Source organism: Streptomyces sp. AB3(2024) (genome assembly GCF_041862025.1).
Lineage (GTDB): Bacteria > Actinomycetota > Actinomycetes > Streptomycetales > Streptomycetaceae > Streptomyces.
Genome location: NZ_JBGWAB010000070.1, coordinates 23,088 through 40,005, shown reverse-complemented (window position 1 = coordinate 40,005; position 16,918 = coordinate 23,088). Strand labels below are relative to the sequence as shown.

The 16,918-nt window shown below is 73.0% G+C and carries 15 protein-coding genes; 12 read left to right on the top strand and 3 right to left on the bottom strand.

What is annotated here, in order from left to right; genetic code table 11:
• Window positions 1-60 precede the first annotated feature (60 nt).
• The 10 genes from ACEPPI_RS24770 to ACEPPI_RS24725 all read left to right on the top strand — a co-directional run bounded on the left by ACEPPI_RS24770 (window position 61) and on the right by ACEPPI_RS24725 (window position 13,386).
• Window positions 61-1,275 (top strand): ubiquitin-like domain-containing protein, encoded by a 1,215-nt coding sequence (locus ACEPPI_RS24770; RefSeq protein WP_373917457.1) that lies wholly within the window; start codon window positions 61-63, stop codon window positions 1,273-1,275.
• Window positions 1,276-1,491: 216 nt separating this feature from the next.
• A complete protein-coding gene (rsmA, locus tag ACEPPI_RS24765; protein WP_373917456.1) occupies window positions 1,492-2,394 on the top strand; it encodes a 16S rRNA (adenine(1518)-N(6)/adenine(1519)-N(6))-dimethyltransferase RsmA in 903 nt (300 codons plus the stop codon).
• A gap of 80 nt (window positions 2,395-2,474) precedes the next feature.
• Window positions 2,475-3,365: a 4-(cytidine 5'-diphospho)-2-C-methyl-D-erythritol kinase gene (locus tag ACEPPI_RS24760; protein WP_373917459.1), complete on the top strand. Its 891-nt coding sequence runs from the start codon at window positions 2,475-2,477 to the stop codon at window positions 3,363-3,365.
• Window positions 3,366-3,439: 74 nt separating this feature from the next.
• A complete protein-coding gene (locus tag ACEPPI_RS24755) occupies window positions 3,440-4,780 on the top strand; it encodes an acyltransferase (RefSeq protein ID WP_373917455.1) in 1,341 nt (446 codons plus the stop codon).
• 28 nt (window positions 4,781-4,808) lie between these two features.
• The gene (locus ACEPPI_RS24750; protein ID WP_373917454.1) at window positions 4,809-6,608 is read left to right on the top strand and encodes an ABC-F family ATP-binding cassette domain-containing protein; all 1,800 of its coding nucleotides are present in this window, start codon (window positions 4,809-4,811) and stop codon (window positions 6,606-6,608) included.
• Between the two features lie 186 nt (window positions 6,609-6,794).
• Window positions 6,795-8,450, top strand: coding sequence for a hypothetical protein (locus tag ACEPPI_RS24745; RefSeq protein ID WP_373917453.1), 1,656 nt, complete (start codon window positions 6,795-6,797; stop codon window positions 8,448-8,450).
• Between the two features lie 43 nt (window positions 8,451-8,493).
• Window positions 8,494-10,236 carry a PQQ-binding-like beta-propeller repeat protein gene (locus tag ACEPPI_RS24740; RefSeq protein ID WP_373917452.1) on the top strand — a complete coding sequence of 581 codons (1,743 nt, stop codon included), beginning with the start codon at window positions 8,494-8,496 and terminating at the stop codon, window positions 10,234-10,236.
• Between the two features lie 127 nt (window positions 10,237-10,363).
• Complete coding sequence (locus ACEPPI_RS24735) at window positions 10,364-11,068, top strand: LuxR C-terminal-related transcriptional regulator (RefSeq protein WP_373917458.1); 705 nt, start codon at window positions 10,364-10,366, stop codon at window positions 11,066-11,068.
• 97 nt (window positions 11,069-11,165) lie between these two features.
• Complete coding sequence (galE, locus tag ACEPPI_RS24730; RefSeq protein ID WP_373917451.1) at window positions 11,166-12,125, top strand: UDP-glucose 4-epimerase GalE; 960 nt, start codon at window positions 11,166-11,168, stop codon at window positions 12,123-12,125.
• A gap of 493 nt (window positions 12,126-12,618) precedes the next feature.
• Window positions 12,619-13,386 carry a LuxR C-terminal-related transcriptional regulator gene (locus ACEPPI_RS24725; RefSeq protein WP_373917450.1) on the top strand — a complete coding sequence of 256 codons (768 nt, stop codon included), beginning with the start codon at window positions 12,619-12,621 and terminating at the stop codon, window positions 13,384-13,386.
• Here the strand turns inward: ACEPPI_RS24725 and ACEPPI_RS24720 are convergent.
• The gene (locus tag ACEPPI_RS24720; RefSeq protein ID WP_030231940.1) at window positions 13,345-13,842 is read right to left on the bottom strand and encodes a MarR family winged helix-turn-helix transcriptional regulator; all 498 of its coding nucleotides are present in this window, start codon (window positions 13,840-13,842) and stop codon (window positions 13,345-13,347) included. The genes ACEPPI_RS24725 and ACEPPI_RS24720 overlap by 42 nt on opposite strands.
• 144 nt (window positions 13,843-13,986) lie before the next feature.
• Between ACEPPI_RS24720 and ACEPPI_RS24715 the strand changes: the two genes are divergently transcribed.
• Together ACEPPI_RS24715 and ACEPPI_RS24710 are read left to right on the top strand one after the other, a co-directional pair.
• Window positions 13,987-14,856 (top strand): trans-aconitate 2-methyltransferase, encoded by an 870-nt coding sequence (locus ACEPPI_RS24715; protein WP_373917449.1) that lies wholly within the window; start codon window positions 13,987-13,989, stop codon window positions 14,854-14,856.
• A 2-nt stretch (window positions 14,857-14,858) separates the two neighbouring features.
• The gene (locus ACEPPI_RS24710; protein ID WP_373917448.1) at window positions 14,859-15,230 is read left to right on the top strand and encodes a VOC family protein; all 372 of its coding nucleotides are present in this window, start codon (window positions 14,859-14,861) and stop codon (window positions 15,228-15,230) included.
• 14 nt (window positions 15,231-15,244) lie between these two features.
• Here ACEPPI_RS24710 and ACEPPI_RS24705 read toward each other — a convergent pair whose 3' ends face one another.
• Window positions 15,245-15,919, bottom strand: coding sequence for a TetR/AcrR family transcriptional regulator (locus tag ACEPPI_RS24705; protein WP_030231935.1), 675 nt, complete (start codon window positions 15,917-15,919; stop codon window positions 15,245-15,247).
• A complete protein-coding gene (locus ACEPPI_RS24700; protein ID WP_373917447.1) occupies window positions 15,916-16,902 on the bottom strand; it encodes an acyl-CoA desaturase in 987 nt (328 codons plus the stop codon). The genes ACEPPI_RS24705 and ACEPPI_RS24700 overlap by 4 nt, the downstream gene beginning before the upstream one ends.
• Window positions 16,903-16,918: the final 16 nt, after the last annotated feature.

The window sequence follows — 16,918 nt, the reverse complement described above, 5'->3', positions numbered from 1 at the left end:
AACCCCCCCCCCCCCCCCCAACCACCAACCCAATTGTTTAATGCTGTTAAGAGTTGTGAAGTGCGAACCGGGGGGGGGGCGCGGGGGGCCCCCGGGGCGGCGGCCGTCGCCCCGGACGCCCCCTGGGTCACCCCGTCCGGCCGGCGCCGTCGCGGCACGGTCGTCGGCAGCGCCGCCGCGGCCCGCGACAACTGGCGGCGCATCGTGCCGCAGGCACTGGTCGTCGCCTTCCTCGCGGGCGGCACCACCGCCTTCGTCGCCGCCGACAAAGCCGTCCGCCTCACCGTCGACGGAGTCCCCCGCACCCTGCACACCTTCGCCGGCAGCGTCGACGACCTCCTCGACGCCGAGGGCCTCGGCGTCGGCCCGCACGACCTCGTCGCCCCCGGGAGGGGATCAGCCCTCGACGACGGCGAGCAGGTCGTCGTCCGCTACGGCCGGCCCCTCCGGCTCACCCTCGACGGTCACAGCCGCGAGGTGTGGACGACCTCCGCCACCGTCGAGGGCGCCCTGCGCCAGCTCGGCGTCCGCGTCGAGGGCGCCTACCTCTCCGCCCCCCGCACCGCGCCCGTCCCCCGCTCCGGCCTCACCCTGGGCGTCCGCACCGAACGCGGCGTCACCTTCATGGCCGACGGCCGCGAACGCACCATCCGCACCAACGCCGCCACCGTCCAGGAGGCCCTGGACCAGGCCGGCATCACCCTGCGCGGGGAGGACACCACCTCCGTGCCCCCCGACTCCTTCCCCCGCGACGGACAGACCGTCACCGTGCTCCGCATCACCGGCACCCGCGAGGTCCGCGAGGAGCGCATCCCGTACGAGACCGAGCGCGTCGAGGACGACACCCTCTTCGCGGGCACCGAGGTCGTCGAGCGCGCGGGCCGGCCCGGCGCGCGCCGCGTCACGTACGGGCTCCGCACCGTCAACGGTGTCCGCCAGGAGCCCCGCAGGATCGCCGAGGAGGTCGTGCGGGAGCCGGTCGGCCAGCTCGTCAAGGTCGGCACGAAGCCGCTGCCCGCCTCCGTGGCCGGCGCCGACGACCTGGACTGGGACGCCCTGGCCCAGTGCGAGTCCGGGGGCCGCGCCTCCGCCACCGACGCCTCGGGGACCTACGGCGGCCTCTACCAGTTCGACGTACAGACCTGGCACGCCCTCGGCGGCAGCGGCCGCCCCCAGGACGCCCCGGGCAGCGAACAGACGTACCGGGCGAAGAAGCTCTACGTGCAGCGGGGGGCGAGTCCCTGGCCCCACTGCGGGCGAAGGCTCACCCACTGACTTCCGTCGTCGAAGCGACCCCCGGCCGGTGTCGCTTTGTCGACAATGCTCTGTCCCGGCCGGCCCGCGCCAACCCGTCCTCGGGCCGCGGGGAGCCGTCGCGGGAGCCGGGTTCCGCCCCCACGCGCGCCCCGCCCCTCCACGGCGGGACCGCCACCGCGGAGCGGACACCCGGTCCGGCTCGGGATCACCCGGCCGATCTGAGACGCTTTACCGGTGAGCACCGCAGAGCAGCAGCCCCCCGCCACCCCTTCCGACGCCCTCCTCGGCCCGGCCGACATCCGAGAGCTGGCCGAGGTCCTCGGCGTACGCCCGACGAAGCAGAAGGGGCAGAACTTCGTCATCGACGCCAACACGGTGCGCCGGATCGTCCGCACCGCCGAGGTGCGCCCGGACGACGTGGTCGTCGAGGTCGGCCCCGGTCTCGGCTCGCTGACGCTCGCCCTGCTGGAGGCCGCCGACCGGGTGGTCGCCGTCGAGATCGACGACATCCTGGCCGCCGCGCTGCCCGCCACCATCGAGGCGCGGATGCCGCGGAAGAAGGACCGTTTCGCGCTGGTCCACTCCGACGCGATGCTGGTGACCGAGCTGCCCGGGCCGGCACCGACCGCCCTCGTCGCGAACCTGCCGTACAACGTGGCCGTCCCGGTGCTGCTGACGATGCTCGACCGCTTCCCGACGATCGAGCGGACCCTCGTCATGGTCCAGGCGGAGGTCGCCGACCGGCTCGCCGCCCGCCCCGGCAACAAGGTCTACGGCGTCCCCTCGGTCAAGGCCAACTGGTACGCGGACGTCAAGCGGGCCGGGTCCATCGGCCGCAACGTCTTCTGGCCCGCGCCGAACGTCGACTCCGGACTCGTCTCCCTCGTGCGCCGCGCCGAGCCGGTGAAGACCACCGCCACCAAGGCGGAGGTCTTCGCGGTCGTCGACGCCGCCTTCGCGCAGCGCCGCAAGGGCCTGCGCGCCGCCCTCGCGGGCTGGGCCGGGTCGGCCGCGGGCGCCGAGGCGGCGCTGGTCGCCGCCGGGGTCCCGCCGCTGGCCCGCGGCGAGTCCCTCACCGTGGAGGAGTTCGCGGCGATCGCCGAGCACAAGCCCGCCGCCGAGAGGCCCGCGCTGTGAGCGCCCGCACGACGGGCACCGCCCCCACGGCGGGCGTCGGCGCGGCGGGCACCGCCCCCACGGCGGGCTCCGGCGCGGGGGTGACCGTACGGGTCCCCGCGAAGGTCAACGTCCAGCTGGCGGTGGGCGCGGCCCGCCCCGACGGCTTCCACGACCTGGCCAGCGTCTTCCTGGCCGTCTCCCTCTTCGACGAGGTGACGGCGACCCCGGCCGACGCGCTGCGGGTGACCTGCGCCGGCCCGGACGCCGACCAGGTCCCCCTGGACCGCACGAACCTCGCGGCGCGCGCCGCAGAGGTCCTCGCCGCCCGCGCCGGGATCTCCCCGGACGTGCACCTCCACATCGCCAAGAACATCCCCGTCGCCGGCGGCATGGCCGGCGGCAGCGCGGACGGCGCGGCGGCCCTGCTGGCCTGCGACGCGCTCTGGGGCCTGGACACCCCGCGCGAGGACCTCCTCGCCCTCTGCGCGGAGCTGGGCAGCGACGTCCCCTTCAGCCTGGTGGGCGGCGCCGCGCTCGGCACCGGACGCGGCGAGGTGCTGACCCCCGTCGGGGCGGGGACCTTCCACTGGGTGTTCGCCGTCGCGCACGGGGGCCTGTCCACCCCGGCGGTGTTCCGCGAGTTCGACCGGCTGACCGAGGGCGTCGACGTACCCGTCCCGCGGGCCTCCCCGGTACTGCTCGCCGCGCTCGCCTCCGGCGACCCGGACGCGCTCGCCGCGGCCCTGGTCAACGACCTCCAGCCGGCGGCGCTCTCGCTGCGCCCGCAGCTGGCCGCCACTCTCGCGGCGGGCGCCGACGCGGGGGCGCTGGCCGGGCTGGTGTCGGGCTCCGGGCCCACCACCGCCTTCCTGGTCCGCGGTCCGGAGTCCGCCGGGAAGGTCGCCGCGGCCCTCGAAGCGTCCGGCACCTGCAGGGCCACCCGGATCACCGCGTCCCCGGCCCCCGGCGCGACGGTGGTTCCCGCCTGACGGGCGGCTACTCAGGGCGCGGATGAGTATCCGCGCCCTGTCGGCGGCCCGGCGGCGCGCGGGACCGTGTGGGCATGACAGTCAGCGCGCGCGCCATGGCCGCGGCCACCCCCACCGCCCGGGACCGCTACGTCGACCTCCTCCGGGTCGCCTCCCTCGCCACCGTGGTGCTCGGCCACTGGCTCATGGCCGCGGTCAGCGGGGACGGCATGGGGAACCTGCTCGCCCTCGTCCCCCCGCTCCAGGTCCTCACCTGGGCCCTCCAGGTCATGCCGGTGTTCTTCTTCGTAGGCGGCTTCTCCCATGCCCTGTCCTACCGGTCGCTGGAGCGCAGGTACCCCGGCCGGCCCGGGTACGCCGTCTTCCTGCGCGCCCGCCTGCGGCGGCTGCTGCGGCCCACCCTGGTGTTCGTCCTGGTCTGGGCCGTCCTCGCGCTGGCCGTGCAGCTCGCCGGGCACGGTGGCGGCCGGCTGACCGGCGCCGCGCTGCGCACGGTCACGCAGCCGCTGTGGTTCATCGGGATCTACCTCGCCATGGTCGCCCTCACCCCGCCGCTGCTGAGGCTGCACGCCCGCCACGGCTGGGCCGCGTTCGCCGCGCTCGCCGGGGCGGCCGCGCTGGTCGACGTACTGCGCTTCGCGCTCGGGGTCCCGTACGTGGAGTTCCTGAACTTCGCCCTCGTCTGGCTGGCCGTGCACCAGCTCGGCTTCCTGCGTGCCGACGGCCGGATCACCCGGCCCGCCGTCCTCGGGGCCGCCGGACTGGCCGGCGCCGTACTGCTGGTGGCGTTCGGGCCGTACCCGCTGTCCATGGTCGGGATGCCCGGCGAGAAGGTGTCCAACATGGCCCCGCCCACCCTCGCCCTGCTCTGCCACGGCATGTGGCTGGTCGGCGCGGTCCAGCTGCTCGCCCGCCCCGCCGGCGCCTGGCTGGCCCGGCCGCGCGTCTGGCACGGGGTCGTCGCCGCCAACGGGGTCGCCATGACCGCCTTCCTGTGGCACCTCACCGCCATGCTCGGCGTGTACGCGGCCCAGCTCCTGCTCGGCATGGCCCTCCCGGAGCCGGCCACCGGCGCCTGGTGGGCGCAGGTGCCGGTGCGGATCCTGCTCGCCGTGGCCCTGACCGCCCTCCTCGTGGCCTGCTTCCGCCGTTTCGAGGCCCCGGGCGCGAGCGCCCGCGGCGCCGTCCGCGACGAAGGCCCCGGCAGCGGACCCGTCGCCGCCGCCGGGATCACCCTGTGCCTGCTGGGGATCCTGGGCCTGTCCATGACCGGCCTCGGCGGTCTCCTCCAGGGCCACAGCGCCGTCCTGATCGCCCTTCCGGTCACCGCGCCCGCCGCCATCGGCATGGCCGTCGGGGGCGCCTTCCTGGTGGAACGGTCGGGGTCGGCCCGGAGGGTTAGGCTGAGGGGCTGATCCACACCCCTTCCCTGGAGCGCGTCTGATGGCCGTCAATCTGGTCAATGTCGAGGCAGTCAGCAAGGTGTACGGCACCCGTACCCTGCTCGACGGCATCTCCCTCGGCGTGTCCGAGGGGGACCGGATCGGTGTCGTGGGCCGCAACGGCGACGGCAAGACCACCCTCATCCGGATGCTCGCCAAGCTGGAGGAGCCCGACACCGGCCGGGTCACCCAGAACAGCGGCCTGCGCATGGGCGTGCTCACCCAGCACGACTCCCTCGACCCCGCCGCCACGATCAGGCACGAGATCATCCGCGACATGGCCGACCACGAGTGGGCCGGCAACGCCAAGATCCGCGACGTGCTGACCGGGCTCTTCGGCGGGCTCGACCTGCCGGGCTTCGGCCAGGGCCTCGACACCGTCATCGGCCCCCTCTCCGGCGGTGAGCGCCGCCGCATCGCGCTCGCCAAGCTGCTCATCGCCGACCAGGAACTCCTCGTCCTCGACGAGCCCACCAACCACCTCGACGTCGAGGGCATCTCCTGGCTGGCCAAGCACCTCCAGGAGCGCCGCTCCGCGCTCGTGTGCGTCACCCACGACCGCTGGTTCCTCGACCAGGTCTGCACCCGCATGTGGGACGTGCAGCGCGGTGAGGTCCGCGAGTACGAGGGCGGCTACAGCGACTACGTCTTCGCCCGCGCCGAGCGCGAACGCATCGCCGCCACCGAGGAGCAGAAGCGGCAGAACCTGATGCGCAAGGAGCTGGCCTGGCTGCGCCGCGGCGCCCCCGCGCGCACCTCGAAGCCGCGCTACCGCATCGAGGCCGCCAACGAGCTGATCGCCGACGTGCCGCCGCCGCGCGACACCTCGGAGCTGATGCGCTTCGCCAACGCCCGCCTGGGCAAGACCGTCTTCGACCTGGAGGACGTGTCCGTCCAGGCCGGCCCCAAGGTCCTGCTCAAGCACCTCACCTGGCACCTGGGACCCGGCGACCGCGTCGGCCTCGTCGGTGTCAACGGCGCCGGCAAGACCTCCCTGCTGCGCGCCCTCGCCGAGGCCGCCCGCACGCAGGGCGAGGTGCAGCCCGCGGCCGGCAGCATCGCCGTCGGCAAGACGGTCAGGCTGGCCTACCTCTCCCAGGAGGTCGGCGAACTCGACCCGTCGCTGCGCGTCCTGGAGGCCGTGCAGCGCGTCCGTGACCGCGTGGACCTGGGCAAGGGCCGCGAGATGACGGCGGGTCAGCTGTGCGAGCAGTTCGGCTTCACCAAGGAGAAGCAGTGGACGCCCGTCGGCGACCTCTCCGGTGGTGAGCGGCGCCGGCTGCAGATCCTGCGGCTGCTGATGGACGAGCCCAACGTCCTCTTCCTCGACGAGCCCACCAACGACCTCGACATCGAGACGCTGACCCAGCTGGAGGACCTCCTCGACGGCTGGCCCGGCTCGATGATCGTGATCTCCCACGACCGGTTCTTCGTCGAGCGGACCACCGACACGGTGATGGCGCTGCTGGGCGACGCCAGCCTGCGGATGCTGCCGCGCGGCCTCGACGAGTACCTGGAGCGCCGGCAGCGGATGATCGAGGCGGCCGCTCCGGCGCCCGTCCCGGCGGCCGCCGCCAAGTCCTCCGCCTCGGGCGACTCGCGCGCTGCGAAGAAGGAGCTCCAGAAGATCGAGCGCCAGCTCAACAAGATGTCGGACCGCGAGTCGAACCTGCACGCGCAGATCGCCGAGCACTCCACCGACTACGACAAGGTGGCCAAGCTCGACGCGGAGCTGCGCGAACTGATCTCCGAGCGGGACGACTTGGAGATGCGCTGGCTGGAACTGGCCGAGGAGGCCTGAGAAGACGCCCCCGGGGGGCGTCAAGCGGCCTGATAACGGCGGAGTCACGGGCCGGTCCGACCTTGGGAACAGGGGTCGAACCGGCCCGTCGCATGTCGGCCACGGGTGATAGAAAGAGTCGGTTCTTCCCGCCCCGTGACCCCCGACCCGCAGATTCCCACCGCCTGACGCCGAAGGTATGTGCTGATGACCGAGCCGCCCCAGCCGCCGAACCAGCCGCCGACACCGTCCGGTTACGGCCATCTGCCGGGCCCGCCCCAGCAGGGTTACGGACAGCCGCCGCAGGGCGCGAACCCGTACGCCCAGCAGCAGCAGCCGCAGCCGCAGCAGCCCCCCACGGTCCCTCAGGGGGGCTACGGATTCCCGCCGCCCGGCGCGCCCACCGTCGCGTACCCCGCCCCGGCGGTCCCCGGCGGCCCGGCCCGCGGACGGCGGACGACGGTCGTGATCGCCGCGGCCGTCGCGGGCGTGCTCGTCCTCGGTACGGGCGCCTGGTTCGCCTTCGCGGGGAGCGACGGCGCGGACCCGAAGAAGCCGGTCGCGCAGGGCTCCACGCCCGCCGACCCGAAGCCCTCGGGCTCCCCGTCCGTGGACGAGGGCGACGGCTCCGGCAACGGCGGCTCCGACCGGAGCGACCTCAACGCGGGCCGCAAGTCCGGCGAGGACAAGGTCCTGTGGCTCAAGACCTCCTCGCTCCAGGGCCCCGGTGCCGGCATCCCGACGAAGGGCCAGTGGGTGGTCGGCGACACTGTCGTCAAGACCGTCGACAAGAGCTTCGTCGGCTATGCGGTGACCGACGGCAAGGAGAAGTGGAAGCTGGACGTCCGCACCGAGATCTGCGGACTCACCGGCCAGACGACCCCCGACGGCAAAACGGTCGTCGTCGTCAGGGACGGCGAGGGCTCCACCGCGACCTGCGACCAGATGAAGCTGGTCGACCTCAAGGCGGGCAAGGAGGTCTGGACGAAGCAGGTCCAGAAGGAAGGCTTCTTCGACACGGCGGGCGACGCCACGCTCGCCTTCACCGGCGACACCCTCGTCGTCAGCCGGATGGGCGGCACCGCCGCCTACCGGCTCAGCACCGGCGAGCGGCTCTTCTCCGGCTCCGGCCCCGAGGGCTGCCGGCCCGGCGCCTACGCCGCCGGCAACGGCAAGCTGATCGGCGTCGCCACCTGCGAGGACGCGGACCACACCGTCGAGGTCCAGGACGCGGACCCGCTGACCGGCAAGAAGACCTGGTCCTACCGGCTCCCCAAGGGCTACGACGTCAGCGCCGTGTACTCGGTCAACCCGACCGTCATCGACGCGTCGAACCGCGACACCAAACAGCGCGCCATCATCTCCCTCGGCAACGACGGCCAGAAGCGCGCCAGCATGTCCGCCCCGGGCAACTTCGTCCTCAACTGCGGCGGCTACAGATCCTCCGAGGGCCTGCAGAACTGCGGCGACGGCGCCGTCGACGGCGACACCCTGTACCTGGGCACGGGCAACGAAGAGCGCAGCAACAACGAGATCGTCGCCTTCGACCTCGCCAGCGGCAAGGCCAAATGGCGCACCGCGGCCGGGGACAAGAGGAACTACATCCCGCTCAAGGCCGCGAACGGGCAGCTGACGGCCTACCGGACCGGCGCCCTGGACGAGCCCGGCGAGATCGTCTCGCTGGCGGCGGGCGACGGCAAGCCCAAGGTGCTCCTGAGCCTGCCCTCGGGACCCGCCGCGAAGATCGAGGGCTCCTTCCTGTTCGCGAAGCGGTCCTACGAGGGCGGCCGTTTCTTCCTGTCGACGACCATGCTGAACGGCGAGGGCAAGGACGAGAAGCTCCTGATGGTCTTCGGCAAGTGAACGAGTCCACCGAGCCGCCCACCGAGAGGCAGTAGCACCCCAGATGAGCACCCCGAACACCCCGCCGCCGCCCCACCAGCCGCCCAACGGCGGCTTCGGCGCGCCCCCGCCGGCCCAGCCGCCGACGGTTCCGCAGCCGCCGGCCCAGCCGCCGACCGCCCCGCAGCCGCAGGCCCCGCCGCAGCCGGGCTACGGATACCCGCAGGCCCAGCAGCCGCCGCAGCCCGGTTACGGATACCCGCAGCCCCAGCAGCCGCCGCAGCCCGGCTACGGCTACCCGCAGCAGCCCGCCACGGTGCAGGCCCCGGTGCAGACCGCTCCGCCCACGGGTGGCGGCGGTACGCAGCGCAGCCAGCTGATGATCATCGGCGCGGCCCTGCTGGCCGTGGTCCTCATCATCGGCGGCGGCTTCTGGTACCTCTCCGGCGACGACGACAAGGGCGGCGGCGGCACCCACCCGACCGCCGACGGCACCGGCGGCGCCACCGACGGCAACAAGCCCCCGGCGGCCGCGGGCGGCGCCGCGGAGAACCGCCCGGCCAACCCCAAGTCGAAGACGCTGGTCAACGTGCCGAGCCCGGCTCCGGCCGACGTGGTCTCCGTCGACGGATCCTGGCTGACCGACAGCACCTACGCCAAGTCGGACATCGCGAAGGTGGTCGGCTACAACCTCGTCGACGGCGGCAAGAAGTGGGAAGTCCCGCTCCCCGCCAACATCTGCGGCGCCACCAAGCACATCAGCGACAACAAGACGGCCATCCTCTTCCAGGAGGCCCAGGCCGGCGACTCCAACAAGTACCCCCAGTGCACCCAGGTCGGCGTCATCGACCTGAACACCGGCAAGCTCGTGTGGTCGGCCACCGCCAAGTCCACCACCGGCGGTGACAAGCCCGTGGCCTTCACCGAGGTCACCCTCAGCGGCCAGACCGTCGCCGCGGGAGGTCTCAGCGGCGGCGCCGCCTGGAACCTCGCCGACGGCAAGTCCCTCTGGTCCCCGAAGGTCGACGGCGAGGGCTGCTACGACCTCGGCTACGCGGGCGGCGAGGCCCTCGCCGTGCTGCGCAAGTGCGGCCGGATCCCGAACCAGACCCTGCTCGCGCAGTCCCTCGACCCCGTCACGGGCGCGCCGAAGGCCTCGTACAAGCTCTCGCCCGGCATCGAGTGGGCGGGCATCATCTCCACGAAGCCGCTCATCGTCGCGGCCAACGTGGGCAACACCGCCAAGAACGCGACCAACGTCAGCGACCTGTTCGTCGTCGACGACGCCGGCCAGCTGAAGTCCCACATCGCGCTGTCGGGCGGCAACTACGCGCCCAAGTGCCCGGCCACCGAGGTCGAGCAGTGCTCGAACATGGTCGTCGGCAACGGCAAGGTGTACATGCCCTCGTACGAGCACCAGGGCTCGACCTCCGCCGGCCGCACCAACGAGATCCTCTCCTTCGACCTGGAGACCGGCAAGCCCACGGCCGACCGCGCCGACGCGGGCGAGCGGTACACCATGTACCCGCTGCGGATGGACGGTCCGAACATCATCGCCTACAAGGTCCCGCCGTACGACGGGGGCGGCCAGGTCGTCAGCATCGACGGCAAGACGATGAAGGAGACCCTCCTGATGCAGAACCCGGCGGAGAAGACGAGCCAGCGCATCGAGACGAGCTTCTCGATGGACTACTCGGAGTACCGCTACCACAACGGTCACCTCTTCATCTCCCGCACCATGGCGCGCAAGCCCTACTCCGACAAGGGCGACCCGGAGTACCTCTTCGCCTCGTTCGTCGCGAACTGACGCGAACCGAAGCGAACCGAAGCCCCCGGAAGGTCAATCCTTCCGGGGGCTTCTCGCGGTAACCGGCACGCTCCGTCGAACAAGCGTGTAGCTTGCCGGGTCAGAAGGATCTGGGGTGGGAGCCTTGATGGGCGTACGGGTCATGGTGGTCGACGAGCACCGGCTGCTGGCCGAGGCGCTCGCCTCGGCCCTGAAACTGCGCGGGCACCGGGTGCTCGCGGCGGCCGCACCGACGGCGGGTGCCGCCGAACTGGTCATCGGCCGCGCCCCGGAGGTGTGCCTGTTCGGCACCGCCACCCCCGCCGAGCCCGGGGTCTTCGAGCCCATCGCGCGGATCAGGCGGGAGCGCCCGCAGATCGCCGTCGTGGTCCTCGGGCCGGTGCCGAACCCGCGGGGGATCGCCGCGGCGTTCGCCTCCGGCGCCTGCGGCTACGTACGCCAGGACGAGCGCATCGAGGGCGTGGAGCGGGCCCTGGCCAAGGCGCGGGCCGGAGAGGCCGCGGTCTCCCCGCAGCTGCTCCAGGCGGCCTTCGCCGAGCTGCTCAACCCCGCCGCCCAGCCCGACGACGAGGGCAGCCGGCTGCTGCGGCTGCTCACGCCCCGGGAGGTGGAGGTGCTGGTGCGGGTCGCGGAGGGCGAGGACACCCGGCTGATCGCCGCGGGGATGGCCATCGCGCCCAGCACCGCCCGTACGCACGTGCAGCGGGTGCTGATGAAGCTGGGCGTCGGCTCCCGGCTGGAGGCCGCCGCGCTGGCCGCCCGTACCGGGCTGCTGGACCGCGCGGTGTTCCCCGCGTCGGAGTCCGTGGTGGAGGGCCCGGCCGTGCGATGAGCCGGGCGGAACGGCGATTTCCCCCGAAGCGTGGAATCCGGTAATTCAGAGTCAGTGCACGCGCGCCCGTGCGCGTCCGCGAGAGGTTGGAGTGCGAGTGAGCAAGTACCTGGTCACCGGTGGTGCGGGATACGTGGGCGGCGTCGTGGCCGCCCATCTCCTGGAGGCCGGCCACGAGGTCACCGTCCTCGACGACCTCTCCACCGGCTTCGGCGAGGGGGTCCCCGCGGGCGCGACCCTGGTCAACGCCCGCATCCAGGACGCCGCGGAGCACCTGGACGCCTCCTACGACGCGGTGCTGCACTTCGCGGCGTCCTCGCAGGTCGGCGAGTCCGTGGTCAACCCCGGCAAGTACTGGGACAACAACGTCGGCGGCACCCTCGCCCTGCTGACCGCGATGCGGGAGGCGGGGGTGCGCCGCCTGATCTTCTCCTCCACGGCGGCCACCTACGGGGAGCCCGTGGACGGGCTGCTGACGGAGACCTCCCCGACCGCGCCGACCAACCCGTACGGTGCCTCGAAGCTGGCCGTCGACCACATGATCGCGGGGGAGTGCGCGGCGCACGGCCTCGCCGCCGTCTCGCTGCGCTACTTCAACGTGGCCGGCGCCTACGGGGAGTTCGGCGAGCGCCACGACCCGGAGACGCACCTGATCCCGCTGGTCCTGCAGGTGGCCCTGGGGGAGCGCGAGTCCATCGCGGTGTTCGGCGAGGACTACCCCACCCCGGACGGCACCTGCGTGCGCGACTACATCCACGTGGCCGACCTGGCGGAGGCCCACCTCTCGGCGTTGCGCGTCGCGGCGGAGGGCGAGCACCTGGTCTGCAACCTCGGCAACGGCAGCGGGTTCTCCGTCCGCGAGGTGATCGAGACGGTCCGCAAGGTCACCGGCCGGGACATCCCCGAGACGGTCGGCCCGCGCCGGGCCGGCGACCCGGCGGTACTGGTCGCCTCCGCGCGCACCGCGCAGGAGCGCCTCGGCTGGGTCGCGACCCGCTCGGACCTCACCCGCATCGTGACGGACGCCTGGAACTTCGCCCGCGCCACGCGTTCCTGACGCCTGCGGCGCACCCCGCGCCGCAACCCGCCCGGAGCCACCGCGCCCGCCCACGCCCCCGCCCGCACCCCGGGCGGGGGCGTGCGTGCGTCGTGGGGGCGCGTCGTGCGGGCGCCGCGCGCGGGCGCCAGGCGTGCGTACGCGGGGTGAAATGCCCCCCGTGCAACTGCCCGTGGCACACCCCCGTCGGAAATCCGCCCCAGGACCTTGCGGACAGGTGAATTCAAGCCATCGGCCGCCCCGTTGAGGACCCTCCCACGGGAAAATCCCTGGGAAAACTTCCGCTATTCGGCCAACCACGGGACGGGACCCGTTCTACGCTGATGCGTGACACCGGTGGGGGCCGGTGTTGATTCAGGGGTCGAGACACGCCGGGTACGGCGTCCGGTCCGGGGTAGTGCACAGATGTCGCGGCGGCGGCCGCGGCGGCAGTGGGCCACCCGGTCCGGGCGCCGTACCCGTAGTCGTCCGTTCCCCGACCCTTGGGGGTTTTGTGGTCCGTATCCGGGTTCTGGTGGTCGACGACCACCGCATCTTCGCCGAGTCTCTGGCAGCCGCGCTCGCGGCCGAGCCGGACGTGGACGTGTCCGCGGCCGGCAGCGGCGCCGCCGCCTCGCGCTGCCTCGAACGCGCGGCGGCCGAGGGCCGCCGCTTCGACGTGCTGCTCGTCGACGCCGACCTCGGCGCCGCCGGCGCCGCCGTGCCCGCCCAGCGGGAGGCGGGCTCCGCCCCGCCGCCACCCGTCTCCGACGGGATCGCCCTGGTCGCGGGGGTGCGCGTGGCCCACCCCGGGGTGCGCACCGTGGTCCTCGCCGAGCGCGACGACCCGCGCCGGGCCGCGCTCGCCCTCCAGGCGGGGGCGTCCGGATGGGTGGCCAAGGACTGCTCCCTCTCACGGCTGCTGGCCGTCGTCCGCGGGGTGCTGCGCGAGGAGACCCACCTGCCGCCGGCGCTGCTCACCGGGGTGCTGCGGGAGCTGACCGCGGCGCGCAAGCACCGCAGCGACAGCGAACGCCTCGTGGAGTCCCTGACCCCGCGCGAGCACGAGGTGCTGCGCTGCATGGTGGCGGGGCTGGGCCGCAAGGACGTGGCCGCCCGTCTGTTCCTCTCCCCGCACACCGTCCGCACCCACATGCAGAACGTGCTGGGCAAGCTCGGCGTGCACTCCACGCTGGCCGCCGTCGCGCTGGCGCGGCGGGCCGGGGTGCGCCCCGCCGAACTATCCGGGGATGTTGTCGAACGGAGCGGTCAGCTGGCGTAGCAGCCCGGCGAGATCGCCGCGCTGGGCCGTGGAGAGCTGGGCCAGGATCGCGCGTTCCTGGGCCAGCAGCCCGGCGAGCGACTGGTCGGCGCGGTCGCGCCCCTCGGGCGTCAGCCGGACCAGGACCCCGCGCCGGTCGCTGGGGTCGGGCAGCCGTTCGACCAGGCCCTTCTTCGCGAGCCGGTCGATGCGGTTGGTCATGGTGCCCGAGGTGACCAGCGTCTGCGTCAGCAGCTGGCCGGGGGAGAGCTGGTAGGGCGCGCCCGCGCGCCGCAGTGAGGTCAGTACGTCGAACTCCCACGGCTCCAGGCCGTGCTCGGAGAAGGCCAGCCTGCGGGCGCGGTCGAGGTGGCGCGCGAGCCGGCTGACGCGGCTGAGCACTTCGAGCGGTTCCACGTCGAGGTCAGGGCGCTCTCGCCGCCATGCCGCGACCAGTCGGTCGACCTCGTCCTCCATGCCGATCAGTGTAAGGGGTCTGTCGATGTGAAGTCTCTTCAAATCGAGAATCTTGACATCGAGATATATCGGACCGACCATGAGGCATGGAGGGGGCCGGAACGGCTTCCGACTCCGACCGCCCACCAGCAGGGAGGCTCGAACATGCATTCCGACACCGCACCGGACGCCCGTCACGCCGCATCCGCGGACGCCGCGCCACCGACACCCACCTGGGACCCCCGCCAGTACCTCCGGCACGCCGGCCACCGCGCACGGCCCTTCCTCGACCTGCTCACCCGTGTCGACGGGCTCCCCGCCGCCCCCGCCCGCATCGCCGACCTCGGCTGCGGCCCCGGCAACGTCACCGCGCTGCTCACCGGCCGCTGGCCCGACGCCCGCATCACGGGCTACGACCTCTCCCCGGAGATGCTGCGCCGCGCCGAACAGGAGTACGCCGGACCCACACCCGGCGGCGGCAGCCTCGACTTCCGCCACGGCGACCTGACCGACTGGGTGCCCGAGGAGAAGACGTACGACCTGATCGTCTCCAACGCCGCCCTGCAGTGGGTGCCGGGCCACCCCGGCTCCTTCGCGCGCTGGATCAACGGCCTGCGGCCCGGAGGCACCTTCGCCTTCCAGGTCCCCGGGAACTTCACCGCCCCCAGCCACCGGCTGCTCGCCGAACTGTGCGACACCGCGCAGTGGCGGGACCGGCTCGGGGGAATCGGCGCGCGCCACGTCCACGTCCTCGAACCCGGCGAGTACCTCGACCGCCTCACCGGGCTCGGCTGCGACGCCGACGTGTGGGAGACCACCTACCACCAGCTGCTCCAGGGACCCGACGCGGTCCTCGACTGGGTCAAGGGCACCGCGCTGCGGCCGGTGCTCACCGCCCTCGGTGACGACCGGCCGGCCGTCGACCGCTTCCTGGCCGAGTACCGGGAGGCACTGCGCGAGGCCTACCCGTCCGGCCCCCGCGGCACCGTCTTCCCGTTCCGCCGCGTCTTCGCCGTCGCCCGCAGGCAGGCCTGACCGTGCTGAGCGCCGTCGACCACGTACAGCTGGCCGCGCCCCCCGGCTCCGAGGACGCGCTGCGCGCCTACTACCGGGACGTGCTGGGCATGGAGGAGGTCCCCAAACCGCCCGTCCTCGCCGCGCGCGGGGGCTGCTGGTTCGCCGCCGCGGCGGTCCTGCTGCACCTGGGGATCGAGGAGGACTTCCGGCCCGCCCGCAAGGCCCACCCCGGACTGCGGGTGACCGGCATCGAGGCCTACGCGCACCGACTGCGCGAGCGCGGGGCCGCGGTGGTCTGGGACGACCACCTCCCGGGACACCGCCGCTTCTACTCCGAGGACCCGGTCGGCAACCGGCTGGAGTTCCTGGAGCCGGACCCCGCGCACACGTGAGCGGGGCCCCGTGCTCAGTTCTTGCGGTGGCCCACCAGGCGGGGCCTGGCCTCCAGGTTCTCCAGCCCGTGCCAGGCCAGGTTCACCAGGTGCGCCGCCACCTCGGCCTTCTTCGGCCGCCGCGTCTCCAGCCACCACTGCCCCGTCAGCGCGACCATCCCGACCAGCGCCTGCGCGTAGAGCGGGGCCAGCTTCGGATCGAAGCCCCGGGCCTTGAACTCCAGCCCCAGGATGTCCTCCACCTGGGTGGCGATGTCGCTGATCAGCGAGGCGAACGTGCCCGTCGACTGCGCCACGGGGGAGTCCCGCACCAGGATCCGGAAGCCGTCCGTGTAGTTCTCGATGTAATCGAGCAGGGCGAACGCCGCCTGCTCCAGCAGCTCCCGCGGGTGCCCGGCCGTCAGTGCACCCGTCACCCCGTCCAGCAACTGGCGCATCTCGCGGTCCACGACCACCGCGTAGAGGCCCTCCTTGCCGCCGAAGTGCTCGTACACCACCGGCTTGGACACCCCGGCCTTCGCCGCGATCTCCTCCACCGAGGTGCCCTCGAAGCCCTTCTCCGCGAAGAGGGTGCGGCCGATGTCCAGCAGTTGCTGACGCCGTTCGGCACCCGTCATCCGGACCCGGCGACCTCGCCTGGGCTTGTCGTTGCTGGAACTGCTGCCGTCGATCGCCACGTCCCCCATCATGCCGCGTTCGTCGTCTTTTCCTTGCGCCGGGCGTCGATGCGCCCGCCCGACGGCCAGCGCACGTCCGAGGCCCAGCCCAGCCGCTCGAACCAGCGGATCAGCCGCGCGCTGGAATCGACCTGGCCGCGCAGGACACCGTGCCGGGCCGAGGTCGGGTCGGCGTGGTGCAGGTTGTGCCACGACTCCCCGCAGGACAGCACCGCGAGCCACCACACGTTGCCGCTGCGGTCGCGGGAGCGGAACGGCCGCTTGCCCATCGCATGACAGATCGAGTTGATCGACCACGTCACGTGGTGCAGCAGCGCCACGCGCACCAGCGAGCCCCAGAAGAAGGCCGTGAACGCACCCCACCAGGACATCGTCACCAGACCGCCCACCAGCGGCGGGATCGCCAGCGACACCACCGTCCACAGCACGAAGTCACGCGAGATCCGCCGGATCGCCGGGTCCTTGATCAGGTCCGGGGCGTACTTCTGCTGGTCGGTCTGCTCCTCGTCGAAGAGCCAGCCGATGTGCGCCCACCACAGACCTTTCATCAGCGCCGGCACCGTCTCGCCGAACCGCCACGGCGAATGCGGGTCGCCCTCGTGGTCGGAGTAGCGGTGGTGCTTGCGGTGGTCCGCCACCCAGCGCACCAGCGGCCCCTCGACCGCCATCGACCCCATGACCGCCAGCGCGATCCGCAACGGCCGCTTCGCCTTGAAGGACCCGTGCGTGAAGTAACGGTGGAAGCCGATGGTGATGCCGTGGCAGGTCAGGAAGTACATGAACACCATCAGGCCGAGGTCCAGCCGGCTCACCCCCCGGCCCCAGGCCAGCGGCACCGCCGCCAGCAGGGCCAGGAAGGGCACGGTGATGAACAGCAGCAGCGCGATCTGCTCCACCGACCGCTTCTGCTCACCGCCGCGCGTCGCGGACACCGCGTCAGCTGAGTCAGTGGAGGACGCGGGCGCGTCCTCGATCAGATCGGGACCGATCGTCATGGGGGTTCCCCTGGGG